The 16,082-nt window shown below is 34.4% G+C and carries 15 protein-coding genes; all 15 read left to right on the plus strand.

Annotated features, from left to right (window positions below):
• The first annotated feature begins 10 nt into the window (after positions 1-10).
• The 15 genes from NXV01_RS14795 (at position 11) to NXV01_RS14865 (ending at position 16,079) form a co-directional block, all read left to right on the plus strand.
• Positions 11-772, plus strand: coding sequence for a polysaccharide biosynthesis/export family protein (locus NXV01_RS14795; protein WP_259022756.1), 762 nt, complete (start codon positions 11-13; stop codon positions 770-772).
• 23 nt (positions 773-795) lie between these two features.
• Positions 796-3,216 (plus strand): polysaccharide biosynthesis tyrosine autokinase, encoded by a 2,421-nt coding sequence (locus tag NXV01_RS14800; protein WP_259022757.1) that lies wholly within the window; start codon positions 796-798, stop codon positions 3,214-3,216.
• Positions 3,217-3,376: 160 nt separating this feature from the next.
• Positions 3,377-4,924 carry a lipopolysaccharide biosynthesis protein gene (locus NXV01_RS14805; protein WP_259022758.1) on the plus strand — a complete coding sequence of 516 codons (1,548 nt, stop codon included), beginning with the start codon at positions 3,377-3,379 and terminating at the stop codon, positions 4,922-4,924.
• Between the two features lie 9 nt (positions 4,925-4,933).
• A complete protein-coding gene (locus tag NXV01_RS14810) occupies positions 4,934-5,344 on the plus strand; it encodes a glycosyltransferase (RefSeq protein WP_259022759.1) in 411 nt (136 codons plus the stop codon).
• Between the two features lie 712 nt (positions 5,345-6,056).
• Positions 6,057-7,025 (plus strand): acyltransferase family protein, encoded by a 969-nt coding sequence (locus NXV01_RS14815; RefSeq protein WP_259023453.1) that lies wholly within the window; start codon positions 6,057-6,059, stop codon positions 7,023-7,025.
• 25 nt (positions 7,026-7,050) lie between these two features.
• Positions 7,051-7,773, plus strand: coding sequence for a glycosyltransferase family 2 protein (locus tag NXV01_RS14820; protein ID WP_309569304.1), 723 nt, complete (start codon positions 7,051-7,053; stop codon positions 7,771-7,773).
• Positions 7,774-8,031: 258 nt separating this feature from the next.
• The gene (locus tag NXV01_RS14825) at positions 8,032-8,601 is read left to right on the plus strand and encodes an HAD family phosphatase (protein ID WP_259022761.1); all 570 of its coding nucleotides are present in this window, start codon (positions 8,032-8,034) and stop codon (positions 8,599-8,601) included.
• Complete coding sequence (locus NXV01_RS14830) at positions 8,591-9,457, plus strand: phosphotransferase (RefSeq protein WP_259022762.1); 867 nt, start codon at positions 8,591-8,593, stop codon at positions 9,455-9,457. The genes NXV01_RS14825 and NXV01_RS14830 overlap by 11 nt, the downstream gene beginning before the upstream one ends.
• Complete coding sequence (locus tag NXV01_RS14835; RefSeq protein ID WP_259022763.1) at positions 9,450-10,151, plus strand: hypothetical protein; 702 nt, start codon at positions 9,450-9,452, stop codon at positions 10,149-10,151. Before NXV01_RS14830 ends, NXV01_RS14835 begins: the two co-directional genes overlap by 8 nt.
• A gap of 7 nt (positions 10,152-10,158) precedes the next feature.
• The gene (locus NXV01_RS14840) at positions 10,159-10,890 is read left to right on the plus strand and encodes a hypothetical protein (RefSeq protein ID WP_259022764.1); all 732 of its coding nucleotides are present in this window, start codon (positions 10,159-10,161) and stop codon (positions 10,888-10,890) included.
• The gene (locus tag NXV01_RS14845) at positions 10,887-11,813 is read left to right on the plus strand and encodes a glycosyltransferase family 4 protein (RefSeq protein WP_259022766.1); all 927 of its coding nucleotides are present in this window, start codon (positions 10,887-10,889) and stop codon (positions 11,811-11,813) included. Before NXV01_RS14840 ends, NXV01_RS14845 begins: the two co-directional genes overlap by 4 nt.
• Before the next feature lie 162 nt (positions 11,814-11,975).
• Positions 11,976-13,013 (plus strand): glycosyltransferase family 2 protein, encoded by a 1,038-nt coding sequence (locus NXV01_RS14850; RefSeq protein ID WP_259022767.1) that lies wholly within the window; start codon positions 11,976-11,978, stop codon positions 13,011-13,013.
• A gap of 46 nt (positions 13,014-13,059) precedes the next feature.
• Positions 13,060-14,268 carry an O-antigen ligase family protein gene (locus NXV01_RS14855; RefSeq protein ID WP_259022768.1) on the plus strand — a complete coding sequence of 403 codons (1,209 nt, stop codon included), beginning with the start codon at positions 13,060-13,062 and terminating at the stop codon, positions 14,266-14,268.
• 12 nt (positions 14,269-14,280) lie between these two features.
• Positions 14,281-15,114, plus strand: coding sequence for a glycosyltransferase family 32 protein (locus tag NXV01_RS14860; RefSeq protein ID WP_259022769.1), 834 nt, complete (start codon positions 14,281-14,283; stop codon positions 15,112-15,114).
• A complete protein-coding gene (locus tag NXV01_RS14865) occupies positions 15,102-16,079 on the plus strand; it encodes an acyltransferase family protein (RefSeq protein ID WP_259022770.1) in 978 nt (325 codons plus the stop codon). Before NXV01_RS14860 ends, NXV01_RS14865 begins: the two co-directional genes overlap by 13 nt.
• Positions 16,080-16,082 lie beyond the last annotated feature (3 nt).

Below are 16,082 nucleotides of genomic sequence, written 5' to 3' on the forward strand. Positions count from 1 at the left end.
ATAGGCGGTTATGAAAAAAATGGCTGGATTGACTCTTTGCTTGTTACTTACTTTTTTGCTGGTATCCTGCCAAGCATACAAGAAAGTGCCTTATTTGCAAGATACAGCTTTTGTGAATGATACAGAACAGAGTGTTCATCAGACAGGTGTGAAGGTAATGCCAAAGGATTTGTTGACGATTGCCGTGTCTTGTTCCACTCCGGAACTGGCTGCACCTTTCAATTTGGTAAATTCGGGTACTGATGCTCCACAGCAATATTTGGTAGATAATCAGGGAAATATCAACTTTCCGGTATTGGGTGAGATTCATGTAGGTGGATTGACTAAACTGGAAATAGAAAACTTGATTATAGAGAAATTGAAAGTTTATTTGAAAGAAGCACCGCTTGTAACTGTACGTATTGTTAATTATCGGATTTCGGTATTGGGTGAGGTCGCTAGTCCGGGTAGTTTTGTTGTTTCTAACGAGAAGATTAATTTGCTGGAAGCACTCGCTATGGCAGGTGATTTGACTATTTATGGTATGCGTGATAATGTGAAATTAATCCGGACAGGACAAGATAACAAGCAAGAAATTATTACAATAGATTTGAATAAGGCTGAAACGGTACTGTCTCCTTATTATCAGTTACAGCAGAATGATATAATTTATGTGACACCTAATAAGACTAAGGCTAAGAATTCGGATGTTGGGACTAGTACGGGATTGTGGGTTTCTGCTACTTCTATTTTGGTCTCATTAGCCAACCTAATGATAACTATATTACGATAAAATCATAAAATAAATGATCAAAAATGAAAGAAAACTTGTACGAAAATAATATGAACGAACAGGATGAGGAGAAAGTCAATTATCAGGAACTTCTTTTCAGATATATAATTCACTGGCCTTGGTTTGTGGCTTCTATTTTGATTTGTTTGATTGGTGCTTGGGGATATTTATATTTTCAGACCCCTGTGTATAAAGTTTCTGCTTCTATCATGATAAAGGATGATAAGAAAGGAGGAAATTCAGGGTCGACAGATTTGGAGAATTTAGGATTAGGAGGAGTGATAACTTCAGCACAAAGTATTGATAATGAGATTGAAGTTTTACGTTCAAAAACGATTTTAAAAGAAGTTATCAATAATCTGGAACTTTATATAACTTATTATGATGAGGATGAGTTCCCTAAAAAAGAACTATATAAGACTTCTCCAGTAGTTGTAAACCTGACACCTCAGGAAGCTGATGAACTGCCGGATATAGCTTTGATTAATATGAAGCTTGCTCCAGAAGGTGGTCTGGATGTAAATTTGAAAATAGGGTTGAATGAATATACTGAACATTTTGATAAACTCCCAGCAGTGTTACCTACAGATGCGGGTACATTTGGGTTTGCATTGAAAGATTCCTTGGCGAATGGGAGGATAGAAGGACAAAATGTGGTGCGAAATATCAGCGCTGTGGTCAGCCAGCCGTTTGGAGTAGCAAAAGGATATCAGTGGGCATTGGAAATAGCACCCACCTCCAAAACGACTTCTGTAGCAGTTGTTTCATTGATGAATACGAATATACAGCGAGGACAGGATTTTATCAATAAGTTGATGGAAATGTATAATCGGAATACAAATAATGACAAGAATGAGGTTGCTGAAAAGACAAGGGAATTTATCAATGAACGTATTAAGATTATTGATGAAGAATTAGGAAGTACGGAGAATAAATTGGAAGCCTTTAAAAGAAATGCGGGTTTGACAGATATTAGCAGTGATGCTCAATTGGCAGTATCGGGAAATGCTGAATATGAAAGGAAACGTGTAGAGAATGGAACTCAGATTAATTTGGTTCGCGACCTTGCTAAATATATCAATAATCCGTCAAATGAATATGAAGTTTTACCTGGTAATATCGGTTTATCTGATGATGGATTGACTACTCAGATAGAACGTTATAATGAATTAATTATTGAACGTAAACGTTTACTTCGTACTTCTACGGAGAGCAATCCGATGATAGTGAATCTGGATACGAGCATTCGTGCTATGAAATCGAATGTTCAGGCTGCTATTAATGGTACTTTGCAGGGCTTACTTATTGTGAAGGCTGATTTAGATCGTGAAGCGAGTCGTTTTTCTCGTCGTATCAGTGATGCTCCGGGGCAAGAGCGTCAATATGTAAGTATTGCACGTCAGCAAGAAATTAAGGCAGGACTTTATTTGATGCTTTTGCAGAAGCGTGAAGAAAACGCCATCACTTTAGCCGCTACAGCCAATAATGCTAAGATTATAGATGAGCCGGTAGCTGAAGGTGGTCCGGTATCTCCAAAGCCCAAAATTATTTATATGATTGCTTTGGTAGTAGGTATGGGGCTACCTGTTGGTGTTATTTTCCTGATTGGTTTGACTAAATTCAAAATAGAGGGACGTGGTGATGTTGAGAATTTAACGAGTCGGCCTATTGTAGGTGATGTACCTTTAACTACTGAAAATAATGGAGCTATTGCCGTATTCGAGAATCAAAATACCTTAATGAGTGAGACTTTTCGCAATGTCCGTACTAATCTTCAGTTTATGCTTAAAAGTGACCAAAAAGTGATACTGGTCACTTCTACGGTCAGTGGTGAAGGTAAATCATTTATTTCTTCAAATCTAGCGGTCAGCCTTTCTTTATTGGGAAAAAAGGTTGTGATTGTTGGTCTCGATATTCGTAAGCCCGGTTTGAATAAGGTGTTTAATATTCCTCGTAAAGAATTGGGTATTACTCAATATCTGTCAAATCCAGAAAAGAATCTGATGGATTTGGTACAGCCTTCTGATATCAACAAGAATCTTTTTATTCTTCCTGGTGGAACTGTTCCTCCTAATCCGACAGAACTGTTAGCCCGTAATGTCTTGGATAAGGCGATTGAAACATTGAGAAAGAACTTTGATTATGTAATTCTGGATACAGCTCCAGTTGGTATGGTGACGGATACCTTATTGATAGGTCGTGTAGCAGACTTATCGGTGTATGTCTGTCGTGCTGATTATACTCGAAAAGCCGAGTTTACTTTGATTAATGAATTGGCTAATAGTAATAAGTTACCTAATCTTTGTACTGTAATTAATGCTCTTGATCTTCAAAAGAAGAAGTATGGTTATTATTATGGTTATGGTAAATATGGTAAGTATTATGGTTATGGTAAACGTTATGGGTATGGTTATGGCTATGGAGAAAATAAAGTAAAAAAATGATTTCTATGTGTAGGGATATAACATTGACTAGAGTAATATTTATTTTAGTCAGGAATATGGCATGTAACGATTATTTGTTATTATGAAGAGCGTTTCGCTATCTGAAGTCTATTGTATGTAATTTATAGGTCTAGTCGAAGTTTAAGTAAGAATTTTCAATATGTTAGAGACAAGAACAGAAAAGAGTGTTAGAAATGCGAAAGTAGCTTTAATTTTTTATCTGATACAGATACTATTGGGCTTTTTTTCTAGAAAAGCATTTTTTGATTACTTAGGTAGTGAAATATTAGGATTAAATACAACTGTTGTAAATTTATTAGGATTTTTGAATCTAGCAGAACTTGGGATAGGAACTTCAGTTGGTTATTTTCTATATAAGCCTTTATTTGAAAAAGATCATGAGAAAATTAACGAAATAGTCTCTTTGCAAGGATGGCTCTATAGAAAGATTGCGTATTTTATGCTAGGAGTTTCTGCTATTTTAATGGTATTCTTTCCATTGATATTTGCTAAGTCTCCATTATCTCTGTGGTATTCCTATTCTACTTTTGGAGTTCTGTTGTTTAGTTCAATGTTGGGGTATTTCTTTAATTATAGACAAATAGTTCTTAACGCAGACCAGAAAGGATATAAAATTCAGATAGTTGTACAAGGATTTGTGGTTGTTAAAACTATAATCCAAATTTTAGGTATCACCTACAGTGCATTTCCATATGTGTTTTGGATAGTTGTTGAACTTCTCTCAGCAGTCATTACGTCTTTTTTATTACATAGACTATTAAAGAAGGAATATTCATGGCTAAAGGGAAATGTTTCATGTGGGAAGAGCTATTTAAAGAAATATCCAGAGGTATTGAGAAAAACCCAACAAGCATTTTTTCATAAAATGGGTGGAGTCATTTTATCACAATCAAGTCCGTTGGTTATTTATGCGTTCACAAGTTTATCCATTGTTGCTTTATATGGTAATTATCTATTGATTGTGTCAAAAGTTGGAGCTCTTATGGGTGCAATGTTCAACAGTACAGGAGCTGCAGTGGGAAATTTGGTTGCTAGTAATGATAGAAAGAGAATCATAGATGTTTTTTGGGAATTAAGCGATTCCAGAATGTGTATTAGTACAATCTGCATTCTTTGTTTATTCTATCTTACTAATCCGTTGATAACATTATGGTTAGGTGCTAATTATTGTTTAGGAAAGGATTTTCTTTTATTATTTATTATATTAACCAGTATTAGTATGCTACGGACTACTGTAGACAGTTACATTTATGCATATGGTCTGTTTCAAGATGTATGGGCTCCTGTATTAGAAGCTGTTTTAAATTTGGGATTATCAATCTGTTTAGGATACTTTTGGTCTCTAAATGGAATTGTATTAGGGATAATAATCAGCCAAATGATAATAATTTTGATATGGAAGCCTTATTTTCTTTTCGTAAAGGGGATAGAAGTAGAAGCTAGTAAATATTTTATTCCAACCATTTTTAGATATGCTGGTATATTTTTTTTATTTGTAGTTACATATTTTATCTTTGATTACTTACAGATAGAGACTATAAGTAATTTGAAGCAATTAATTATTAGTTCATTATATGTATTTCTTATTTGTGCTGTATTAACTTTTGGCGTTTTTTATCTATTGTTTCATGGAACAAGAGATTTTGTAAGTAGACTAATAATCATGTTCAAACGAAATAATTCTTAATAATATACTGTGAAGCCTAAAATTTCTGTTATTATACCTGTATACAACGTGGAGAACTATCTCAATTATTGTATAGATAGTATACTTTTACAAACTTTTACAGACTTTGAACTATTGCTTATTGATGATGGTAGCTTAGATCGCTCTAGTATTATTTGTGATGAGTACGCAGAGAAAGATGTTCGCGTTCGTGCATTTCATAAAACAAATGGTGGAGTAAGTTCAGCCCGAAATTTAGGTATTGAATTATCCTTGGGAGAATGGATTGTTTTTATCGATTCAGATGACGTTATTGGTGCCGATTATTTAAGGAATTTCAATATAAACGAATACCCTAATAAAGATCTTTATCTAATTAAGGGTTTTGAAAAGGGGGGGATAAAAAAATCTTTTTTTCAAATGCCCCTACTGACCTCATAACTGTTGAAGATGCTATCACAGGTTTGATTGGAGTTAATGGACTTTGCCTGGCTGTATGGGGGAAGATGTTTAAAAAATCAATATTGAATGAATATAAAATTCGTTTTGTTGATAAATTATCTTTTTGTGAAGATCTTATTTTTTGCTTTAATTATTTTAAACATATTAATACGGTCTATGTATCTGATGATTGTAGCTATTATTATAGGCAGATAGAAAATTCTTTGTCTAATAAAATTATCGACTATAGAACCGTGTACAAAGCTCTAAAGCTACATTCTATAGATTATATCTATTTTCAAGAAAGATATTCTGACAATTTTATTATCAACAATTACTTTGCGTCTTTTATCTTAGCTTCAGGTGTACTTAGGATTATTGAACAGATAATGAATGAGGTTTCAATATCGGTGAAAGAAAAGAAAAAAATAATAGCAGATTGTAGAAAATTGATAAAACAGGTAGTGTCACCGTCTAAATATATTAAACTACCTATAAAACAAGAAATAAAACTATTTGCTATCATGCATTTGCCGTACAGTGGACTTGAACTATTATATAAAATGAAATGAGAATCTTCGGATTTTATAAGTGATCCTTTTGATAATATTTATAGAACGAATCATATTAGATAAATATAATATTTATTAGGTACTTAGTTTAGCGAATGAATAATTAGATGATAATGAAAAATTACAGTAAACTTGAGGCAATGGCTGTACAGCGATGGGTGTATATTAAATACTTTTGTGCGTTATCAGTCGTTATTTGCCACTTGTGTAAACTGATATATCTTGGTCCTGTATTTTCACAGTTTTTTAATTTTGGTACGTATGCAGTAGCTGTATTTTTCTTTCTTTCGGGATATGGATTAACATATTCTTGTATTTATAAGAAAAATTATTTGAAAGACTTTTTAAAGAAGAGGCTTTTGAAGATCTTTTTAATTTATTTTATAGCAACATTGTTATGGGTAGTTCTCTCGCCCCTTCCCATTCATGAAATAGTACACACATATGAGGTGTGGCAGATATTGTCTGTTTATCCCATTCTCCCATATGGCTGGTATTTTGTTGTTTTGATGTTTTTATATCTCATGTTTTATCTCTCCATAAAATGGAAACGTTCTGTCTTGATTTATATTATATTGATAATTGGTTATATAATATTTTTCCTATTGGAAGTAGGTGAATGGGTATATATAACATCGCCTTGTTTTGCATTAGGTGTATGGTATGCAGAAAATGAAAGTCGCTTTTCTGTATTCATTCATCAATATAAATACCGAATACTTGTGGTGTTGATGATTGTTTTCGTGTGTTCGTGGCGTTCATATTTTTTAAGGATGCTTCATGTGGCATATAGTCTCCAAACATTCAATGGACTTATCAGTTGTACCATAAGTGCATTAGTTTTGGTTAGTGTCATTATTATAACTTTGGAAACTTGTAAACTATCATTTCTTACAAGATATCATCTTCCTGATTATTCTTTTGAGATATATCTTTCACAATGTATTTCCATACCTTTTGTTACGCATTATATGAATCAATCTACATCAAATACAATGTTTACTATCGCTAATTTTCAATGTGTTGTTTATGTTGTATTTATGACAGGTATTCTTGCTTTTTTATTTCATTTGATAATTAATAAAATTCAGAAATATGTATCAAAATAAGAGACCGTTGCATATCATTATGCCAATGGCGGGCGAAGGTTCTCGCTTTATGAAAGAGGGGTGGACTACGCCTAAGCCTTTGATTAAACTGAATGGCAGAGAACTTTTTTTGCATGCTATTGATAGCATAGATATTTCAGGAATAGAAATGAAGTATAGTTTTATAGTGCGGCAGGAACATATAGACAAATATGGTATTGATAAAGAAATAAAAGCTGTTATACCACACGCTAATATCTTTGCCGTTCAGGAAACGACACGCGGTGCGGTGGAGACTTGTTTGATGGCTCGTGAGGTTATTGAAGAGGAGGATGCTGTGCTAGTGATGGACTGTGATTTGGAGTTTATTAGTCAAGGATTTAATGTGCTGATCAAAGAAATCCTTTCAAAATCCGTAGAAGAAGTAAATGGCGGAATATTGGTGAGCTTCGATTCTAATGAGGCTAGATACAGTTATGCTGCGGTAAATTCGGAAGGGTTTGTGACGCGTACGGCGGAAAAAGAGGTGATAAGTCGTCATGCTCTTTGCGGTGCTTACTTCTTTTCATCGGCACGTTCGTTTATTTATGCGGCTGATAGCTTGATGCATCAAACTAATTTCTCAAAGCCTGAGTATTATGTTAGCTTGCTTTATAATTACTTGTTGCAGCGAGGTGAAATAGTGAGACTTGCCGAAATGGAGGAGTATTATTCTTATGGGACGCCCGAGGAATTGAATCGATATACACAATCCGAATATAATGAGTAATGCAACAATTTTTATCGAAACTATCAGGAGTAGATAATTTTTATGCGTGAGATTGCCTTTGCAAAATAGGGAAGGAGAACAGCCTTCATATTTATATTGTAAATAGGATATTCATATCTGCTCAGCTTCTTTATTCAATTTATAGGAGTATCTTTTGTTTAAGATTATTGTATACCGATTGTTGTTTTCATACTGTAGTTTTGTACTTCTCAATTGTCTATTTGGGTGAAGGCTAGGTTATTTTGATATTCTTGACTTATGAATCTAAAACTTATTATAACCGACTTTGACGGAACATTGGTAAATACCTTCGAAGCCAATTATCAAGCTTATGCTGAAGCATTTACACAGTGTGACAGAAAATTGACTCGCGATTCTTATAGACAATGTTTCGGCTATAGGTATGATGACTTTATGCGAGCGGTAGGCGTTGACGATGCTGACGTACGACAACGTATCAGGAAAATAAAGGGGGAAGTATATCCTTCTTACTTCGAATATTTACAATCTAACGAACCGCTTATCAATTTCATTCGTGCGTTTCATAGGGGTGGGGGAAAAACCGCAATAGCCTCTACCGCGCGTCGGTTGAACCTGGTTAATGCGTTGCGATATTTACATTTAACAGAACTCTTTGATTGTATTTTGGCAGGTGAAGATGTGACTCACGGTAAGCCTAATCCAGAGATTTATCTAAAAGTGATGGAAAGGATGGAAGTATCTGCTAAGCAGACTTTAATTTTTGAAGACTCGGAAGTAGGTTTTGAGGCTGCTGAGGCTTCGGGAGTACAGTGTGTAAAAATAAATCAAGCATTTTATGGATATTGAAGTAAAAGGTCATAGTGGTTGTTCCATTGATATAGTACGCGAAGGTAAGGAGTTGTTTATCCTTAAAGGTACTTGTGACCCTAAGTATGTGGAGCGACTTTATCAGCAGGCTTTGAAGCAACAGAGGGCTGGTGAACAGGAATATCAGTACATTCGTGTGCCGCAGATTGTATATATAGAGAGACAAACGGATACTATGATGATGAAGATGGAGTATGTATATTCACATAATTTTATAGATCATTTTGAGGCCGCTGGATTTGAGCAAGTGAATTATTTTGTGAAAGCTATGCATTTATTCTTAAAGCGAGAAATAGAGCAATCAACTATGACAGATGTACCACGCTCAATGATTATCGAGAAGTTTGAAGACGTGAAGAGTAAAGTAAATCAAAATATATTGTTGTGTATGGATGAAGAAATAAAATATCTGCTACAACAATCTGAAATTTGCTTCAAAGATCTGCCCGAAGTCTTGGAGATACCTGTAGGTTGTTGTCATGGCGATCTTACTTTCTCTAATATTCTTTTCAATGGTAATAATTATTATCTGATAGATTTTTTAGATTCTTTTATAGAGTCGCCGCTGCTTGATATGGTGAAAATTCGTCAAGATACGCGCTATCGTTGGAGTACACTGATGTATGAAGGGGAATTTGATGAGACGCGCTTTCATATAGTGTCAGATACTATTGATCATCAACTTGATGGTGCTTTTAAACAGTATACATGGTATCGTACTTTTTATCATACTTTACAGTTGATGAATTTTCTACGTATTTTACAGTATGCTAAAGAGAAGAAAATTGTGGCTTATCTTAAGAAAACTATTCAAAGCATATTAAATTATGAGTAAATATACATTGATTGTTCCCATTGCTGCTGACACTGATAAAATGGGGACCGAAATGCCTTATCTGTTCGGGCTGGATAGCAATGGCTTGATGTATTGCGTAAAATCTATCATGGGGTTACCGTTAGAAGCTTTTAGTGATATCTATTTCACTATTCTGCACAAACATAACTTACGTTATAAACTATTAGAAATGATGCAGGTTCAGTTTGAACGACTAGGTATTGCACACAAGACACATGTTTACGAGCTTTGGGAGTCTACTTCTTCACAGCCTGAAACGCTTTATCATACGGTTGTGGGGAATCATATCACAGGTGCAGTGCTTTTTAAGGATGGTGATAGTTATTTCACAACCGAAGTGTATCCTGAAAATATGCTTTACATCTTTCCGCTAGATGGTTTGCAGGTAGTAAATCCGCAGAATAAAAGTTATGTAACGATTGATGAACAGTATTACATTACTAATATTATTGAGAAGAAAATTGTAAGCCGTTTTTTCTGTGCGGGTGGATACGGCATTGAGGATGTACAAGATTTTGTGTTGGAGTATGAAAAGCTTTCTACCTTGCCACAGCTTCATTTATCTCACATAGTCTATTCATTGTTGTTGCAGCAGGCTCATTTTCGCCCTCAGATAGTGAAAAACTATCAAGATTGGGGTACAAAAGAAGATTTTATTCGTAAAAATAAATAAATATATTATGCAGGTTGTAAATTTGTTTCGTCGTAATTGGTGGGCGATATTATATTTTAATTTTAAAATGTTACCGTTTAGGCAAGCGGTAAAATTTCCATTTGATTTCTATGGAGCCATTCGATTCCAATCTTTAAGAGGCAAAGTGGAACTTAATGGACAGGTAAGGCGAGGCCAATTTCAGTTTGGTCGTTTTCAGTATGAGATCTTTCATAAAGAGCCAACAATTATAACAATTGATGGTCTATGGAAATTTAATGGTTCGGTTATGTGTATGGGAATTGGATCGCAAATAGAGATTCATGAGAATGCAATTTTTGAAATGGGAGAAGATATCGTTTTCGGAGCTCGTGCACGTATTTTTATCAGAAAAAATGTTGTATTACAAAACCATATTAGATTTAGTTGGGAGGTTCAATTATTTGACTCTAATTTCCATTTTATGCGCAATATAGAAACTGGTATGATTCCTTATATAAATAAATCTGTTTTTATTGATGATCATTGTTGGATAGGAAATCGGACAACAATTAATAAAGGAACTAGAATGCCTGCGTATTCTATTTTAGCTGGAGGCAGTATGACAAATAAAAATTATGCCAAAGATGGTAAAACTCATTTAACTTTAGCTGGGTGTCCTGCAAAAATTGTAGCGGAAGGATATGAGCGAATTTTTGAAACGGAAGAAGAAGAACTTTGTAATCAACTTAACGAAAGAGAATATAAAGAAAATATATGAGGCTTGGAATAACGTATTGTGGCAGAGATCGTAAAGGGCTATGGAGTGGTACATGGGATGCTTTTGATAAATATTTTGGAGAGCATGATTCAATAGAAAGTATAGAGTGGGTATCTGTTTTTCCAAATATCTCTAGATGGTATCAGAAATTGTTAACCTTATATAGTAGATGCTTCTATTTTAAGGATGGCAACCCTTTCGAGTTACAGATGTATCCACTGTTCAAACGAAAAACCTTGAAAGAAGTCAAACTGATGGGTGCCGAGTGGATTATTGCCAAAACTATAACAGATGAATTTCCTCATGATAAGAAATTTTGCACCTATGTGGACGCTGATTTTGAGGAAGTGATGAAAACCGATATAAATCGTACAAAACTCTTATTTAACTTTTACCTGAATTATTATCACCAAAAAGCTGGAATAGCTTATCGACGTCAGAATCTTATCTTCACACAGAATGAGTGGACTCGGCAATCGTTAATGAGAAAGTTTGGCTTGGAGCCAGAGAAGATAATAAATGTGGGATTTGGCATCAATCTTAAAACTTATGAAGGCGAGAAGTTGTATGATAATGATTTACTGCTTATTGTACTTCGACAGTACAATGCTAAAGTTAAAGGATTAGATCTGCTTGTAGAGGCATTATCCATAGTGAGAAAACAATGTCCAAATGTGCGTTTGGCTGTAGTAGGTAATGAACAATACAAAGGCTTAGATGGAGTGGACTGTTATATGGATGTACCACGTGAAAAGACTATAGAACTCTTTCGAAAAGCTACACTCTACGTGATGCCTTCGCGCAATGAACCTAATGGAATGACTTACCTCGAAGCCTTGTGTAATAAGACACCCTTTGTGGCTTTGAATCGTTTTGCCACCCCCCGAGTTCTCTGGCAATGGCAAATGGAGTTTTCTCTGTGAAAAGGAGAATGCTCACCAACTGGCTGATATCATTATAGATGCAATGAGTGATAAAGCACGACTTAAAGTGATGGGTGAGTTAGGTCAGCAGTATGTGAAAGATACCTTTCGTTGGGAAAAAGTTGTGGATAGGATGTGTAGTGCAATGAAAAATTATAAAGGATGAATGTGAAGAATCTGAAGGATAGAACACTAGTTAGTGTGATTGTACCCATTTACAATGCAGAACAATATCTCACAGCATGTGTAGATGCATTACTAGCGCAAACCTACACATATATAGAGATTCTCTTGGTGGATGATGGAAGCAAAGATCGTAGTGGTATATTGTGTGATGAATATGCTCAACGAGATAGTCGTGTAAGAGTATTACATCTTCAGAATGGCGGAGTGTCACGAGCAAGAAATCATGCCCTTAACGTAATGAAAGGAGAGTGGGTGTGCTTTGCTGATGCAGATGATGAAGTCACTCCATACTATGTGGAACACTTTGTGGATGCCATGGAAGAGGGGGTAGATATAATTATATCTGAAGCAGTGTTTGTTCACGAAGATGGTAGTCGTGAGCGATTATCCTATAAAAGTTACGGTACTCTTTCGTTGCCAGAAATTTTTTCGGACAACGAACTAAGTGCTCATGGTTATGCATGCGCTAAATGTTATCGTATTTGGCCCATGAGTTTGGTTACTCATGAACTGCCACTACGTTTTCCTGAAGAAATAAGGTTTTCCGAAGATCTGATTTTTGTGATGCAATATCTTACGGTAAGTCCAAGAGCTAAGTATATACCATATGCAGATTATATCTATTATTTGCGTAGTGGTAGTGCTAGTGGGAGGTTCTTCACTTTTGAAATGGAGCGTAGCTGTTTCTACAAGTATATTGCACAGATGAACATACTTTCTGTCATATCTGATATAGACTTGATGCAGTTTTCTTCATCAGCCTCCATCCTTTCAATGCTTTTTGCACGGGTACGAAACAGTATGTATATCAAAAAGGAACTATCGAGAGAAGAACGTGTGAATTTTTATAAGAATATGGCACCGGAGATTAGACAAATCATTTGCGATAATAGCCGGGGAGCTAATATGTTGGTTCGTTTAGGCTATAAGCTGTTTATGAGAGGGAAACACTTTAAACTTATGGATTGGTATTTCTTTTTTATGATAGCTATATATTATAAAAAAGCATCTTAAGTTATTAGATAATTCTACATTACTTTAATTCTAGAATATTATTTGAATGAAAGATTTCACTTTCCATGCTCTTAAAGAACCACCATTCTATTTTGCTTTGATTGTAGCATCAATGTTCGTATCCACTTTTACAGGTGGTATAGGATATATATTATACTATCCAATGCTACTATTTATTTGTTTATATTACAATAGAAAAATACAGAGAAATAATTTAAACTCTGTGTTTGGATGGTTTCTATTAGCTTGTTTACTAAGTATCTTACTTAACGAAATATTGCCAGTATTTAAAACTCCTTTCCGATTTACAGCTTATACCATTTTATTATTTGGCATTACTCCTATACTTTTTAATAGGAAAAAAGCGGTAATGTGTTTCAAATTCCTTCAATACACTTGTCTATTACTAGTTTTTGTTGGGTTTCTAAATTACTATTTATACAGAACGGGGAGCCTTTCTATTATGGAGGGTAATAGAGTATATGCAGGTACTATAGGGACCAATTATCTTGGTATGTTGTGCAGTATGGGGATATTATATGCTGGTTCATTGTTATTGTATAGGAAAAATATAAAAAAAATATATGTATTTATATTTACGGGGTTGTTATTGGGATTACTGTTATGTCTATTATTATCATCATCGCGTAACTCAATTGTTGGTATAATTGGTTCTGCTTTAATAATGATTTATATTCAGAAAAAAGGTAAAATAGGAAGTACTGTTACATTATTTGCTATGTTAGCTGCATTGGCTATTTTTACATTTCCGATATGGGAGGATTATACTGTAGGTATACTCGATAAACAGGGTGGTAGTACGGAATCGTTCAATATGAGATCAAGAGAAAGTACCTGGTTAACAAGATGGGATGAGTTCACATCAAGCCCCATATATGGAATTGGTTTTGCTTCTGTTTCAAATCCTACAGAATTTTCATTAATGACAGGAATGGTGGAAACTACGACTGGCTGGGGCGGACTTTTATCTCAACTAGGTTTGCTAGGAGCTGTTCCTTTTATAATGCTTACTTACAAGAATTTTAGATACCTTTTATCTAGAAAAGATGGACATTTTGTGCATTGTTTGTTGGGAGCATTACTCACTTTTTTTTGTATTAATTCTCTTGGTGAAGGCTATATCACTACTGTAGGCTGTCAATTTACAGTCTATTTTTTTCTTAACCCAAGGAATTATCTACAGTTTGAGAATGGGATGGATTTCAATCAATCATTTAAAACCTTTATTTTTTAATCAAAAACGAGTATGATACCTAAGATTATTCATTATTGTTGGTTTGGGGGTAGTCCACTTCCATATGAATTTTTAACATATATAGATGGCTGGAAGAAGATATTTCCAGAGTTTGAAATAAAATGTTGGGACGAGACTACATTTGATATTTCTGCTTCACTGCCTTTTGTGCAGGAGGCATATCAAGTGAAAAAGTATGCCTTCGTGGCTGACTATGTGCGTATGTGGGCTATGTATCAATATGGTGGTATCTATATGGATACTGATATTCAAGTATTAAAGCGCTTTGATGAGTTCTTGAACTATCGTTTCTTTACTGCTATGGAGTATCACGGAGATAATGTCCGGATTAACCACGTAGAAGATCAACTCACTTCCCAAGGATACAAAAAAAATAAAGAGGATGTAATCATTGATATATGTATAGAGTCAAGCATATTTGCAGCAGAGAAGAATCATCCCTTTATAAAAGATTGTTTAGATTATTATATAGGAAAACACTTTATTTTACCAGATGGAACATATTATGATAAGATAATTGTACCAGTAATCATGGCTCTAGAAGCAGAAAAGTATGGTTTTAGATATGTGAATGAATTTCAGACACTGAAAGAGGATATGCATCTTTTCCCGGATGAGTACTTTACTCACCCCTCTAAGCAGACAGAAAATACATATGCTCTTCATATGGTGAAGAATAGCTGGAAGAAAATGAACTTTAAACAGCGAATTTATGCAAAATTGGCGCAGATAAAGGTGATAAAAGCCATATATAATAAACTGGAACAAATCCCTCTAGTACAGAAAAATTTTGATAAAATACAACGTGATACATGGCTGAAATAAGCATGCAGAAATCATCTTTGAGAATTGAATGGATTGATATTTGCAAGGGGCTTGGTATCTTCTTGGTTGTAATAGGTCATACTAGTATTGCACAAATATCGCAGACGGTTTATAATTGGATTTATTCCTTTCATATGCCGATGTTTTATATGCTTTCAGGCATGATGTTGAATGATAGCAAGTATAGTGACTTTCGGTCCTATATAAAAAGACGATTAAAAACATTAATTATTCCGTTCTTCTGCTTGAATACACTGTTATGGTTGATAGTGAAAGGACTTAATATATCTCATATTCAGACTGATTTTACAGAACTCTTAACAGGCTGTTTAGCTATGTACTTTATTCGTGCTTTATTTGTTTCAGAATTGTGGTATTTCTTCATTAATAAACTGGCAAGCAATTGGGTATTGAAGTTATTTATAATATTCCTTTTAATAGTTCTATCTGATTATTTTCGTGGTGTTACTCCTGAATATATCGGTTTAACTAGAAATGAGGCTATTGGTGTGATATTACCTAGTATGCCACTTTTTTATTATGCCGTAGGTCACGTAATAAGGAATATGGCTCTTAATTTAAACATGCATGAAATTAGATATTGGCTGGTAAGTTCTGTAATGATAGTATTGATTATAATATCATGCCTTTTACAACCTATTAGCTATGGATATTTTCACATCTTACCGGCCTTTTGCGGTATAATAATATTGGGTTTACTTAGTATATTGTTATCAAGACTATCTGTAACTTTATTAAATTCTACAGTGTGCTTTATTGGTAGAAATACATTGATTATAGTAGCGTTCCATCAGATTATCTATAATTCTATGAAGATATTAACAAAGTGTTTGTCTCTATCCACTGTACAAGATGCAATATTGCGATTGCTCCTATTGGCATTTACCTTATATTTTTTAATAAGAAGCTTTAATAAATATGCCCCATGGCTTGTGGGAAGATGAATT

Origin of the sequence: Bacteroides sp. BFG-606, from assembly GCF_024788145.1 — a bacterium.
Taxonomy (GTDB): Bacteria; Bacteroidota; Bacteroidia; order Bacteroidales; family Bacteroidaceae; genus Bacteroides; species Bacteroides vicugnae.

Bases quoted from the DNA above. Each gene is read 5' to 3' on its own strand.
- NXV01_RS14855 (WP_259022768.1), top strand. From the start codon at position 13,060: ATGAAAGATTTCACTTTCCATGCTCTTAAAGAACCACCATTCTATTTT.
- NXV01_RS14845 (WP_259022766.1), top strand. From the start codon at position 10,887: ATGAGGCTTGGAATAACGTATTGTGGCAGAGATCGTAAAGGGCTATGG.
- NXV01_RS14830 (WP_259022762.1), top strand. From the start codon at position 8,591: ATGGATATTGAAGTAAAAGGTCATAGTGGTTGTTCCATTGATATAGTA.
- NXV01_RS14840 (WP_259022764.1), top strand. From the start codon at position 10,159: ATGCAGGTTGTAAATTTGTTTCGTCGTAATTGGTGGGCGATATTATAT.
- NXV01_RS14815 (WP_259023453.1), top strand. From the start codon at position 6,057: ATGGCTGTACAGCGATGGGTGTATATTAAATACTTTTGTGCGTTATCA.
- NXV01_RS14795 (WP_259022756.1), top strand. From the start codon at position 11: ATGAAAAAAATGGCTGGATTGACTCTTTGCTTGTTACTTACTTTTTTG.
- NXV01_RS14805 (WP_259022758.1), top strand. From the start codon at position 3,377: ATGTTAGAGACAAGAACAGAAAAGAGTGTTAGAAATGCGAAAGTAGCT.
- NXV01_RS14825 (WP_259022761.1), top strand. From the start codon at position 8,032: ATGAATCTAAAACTTATTATAACCGACTTTGACGGAACATTGGTAAAT.
- NXV01_RS14860 (WP_259022769.1), top strand. From the start codon at position 14,281: ATGATACCTAAGATTATTCATTATTGTTGGTTTGGGGGTAGTCCACTT.
- NXV01_RS14820 (WP_309569304.1), top strand. From the start codon at position 7,051: ATGGCGGGCGAAGGTTCTCGCTTTATGAAAGAGGGGTGGACTACGCCT.
- NXV01_RS14800 (WP_259022757.1), top strand. From the start codon at position 796: ATGAAAGAAAACTTGTACGAAAATAATATGAACGAACAGGATGAGGAG.
- NXV01_RS14850 (WP_259022767.1), top strand. From the start codon at position 11,976: ATGAATGTGAAGAATCTGAAGGATAGAACACTAGTTAGTGTGATTGTA.
- NXV01_RS14865 (WP_259022770.1), top strand. From the start codon at position 15,102: ATGGCTGAAATAAGCATGCAGAAATCATCTTTGAGAATTGAATGGATT.
- NXV01_RS14835 (WP_259022763.1), top strand. From the start codon at position 9,450: ATGAGTAAATATACATTGATTGTTCCCATTGCTGCTGACACTGATAAA.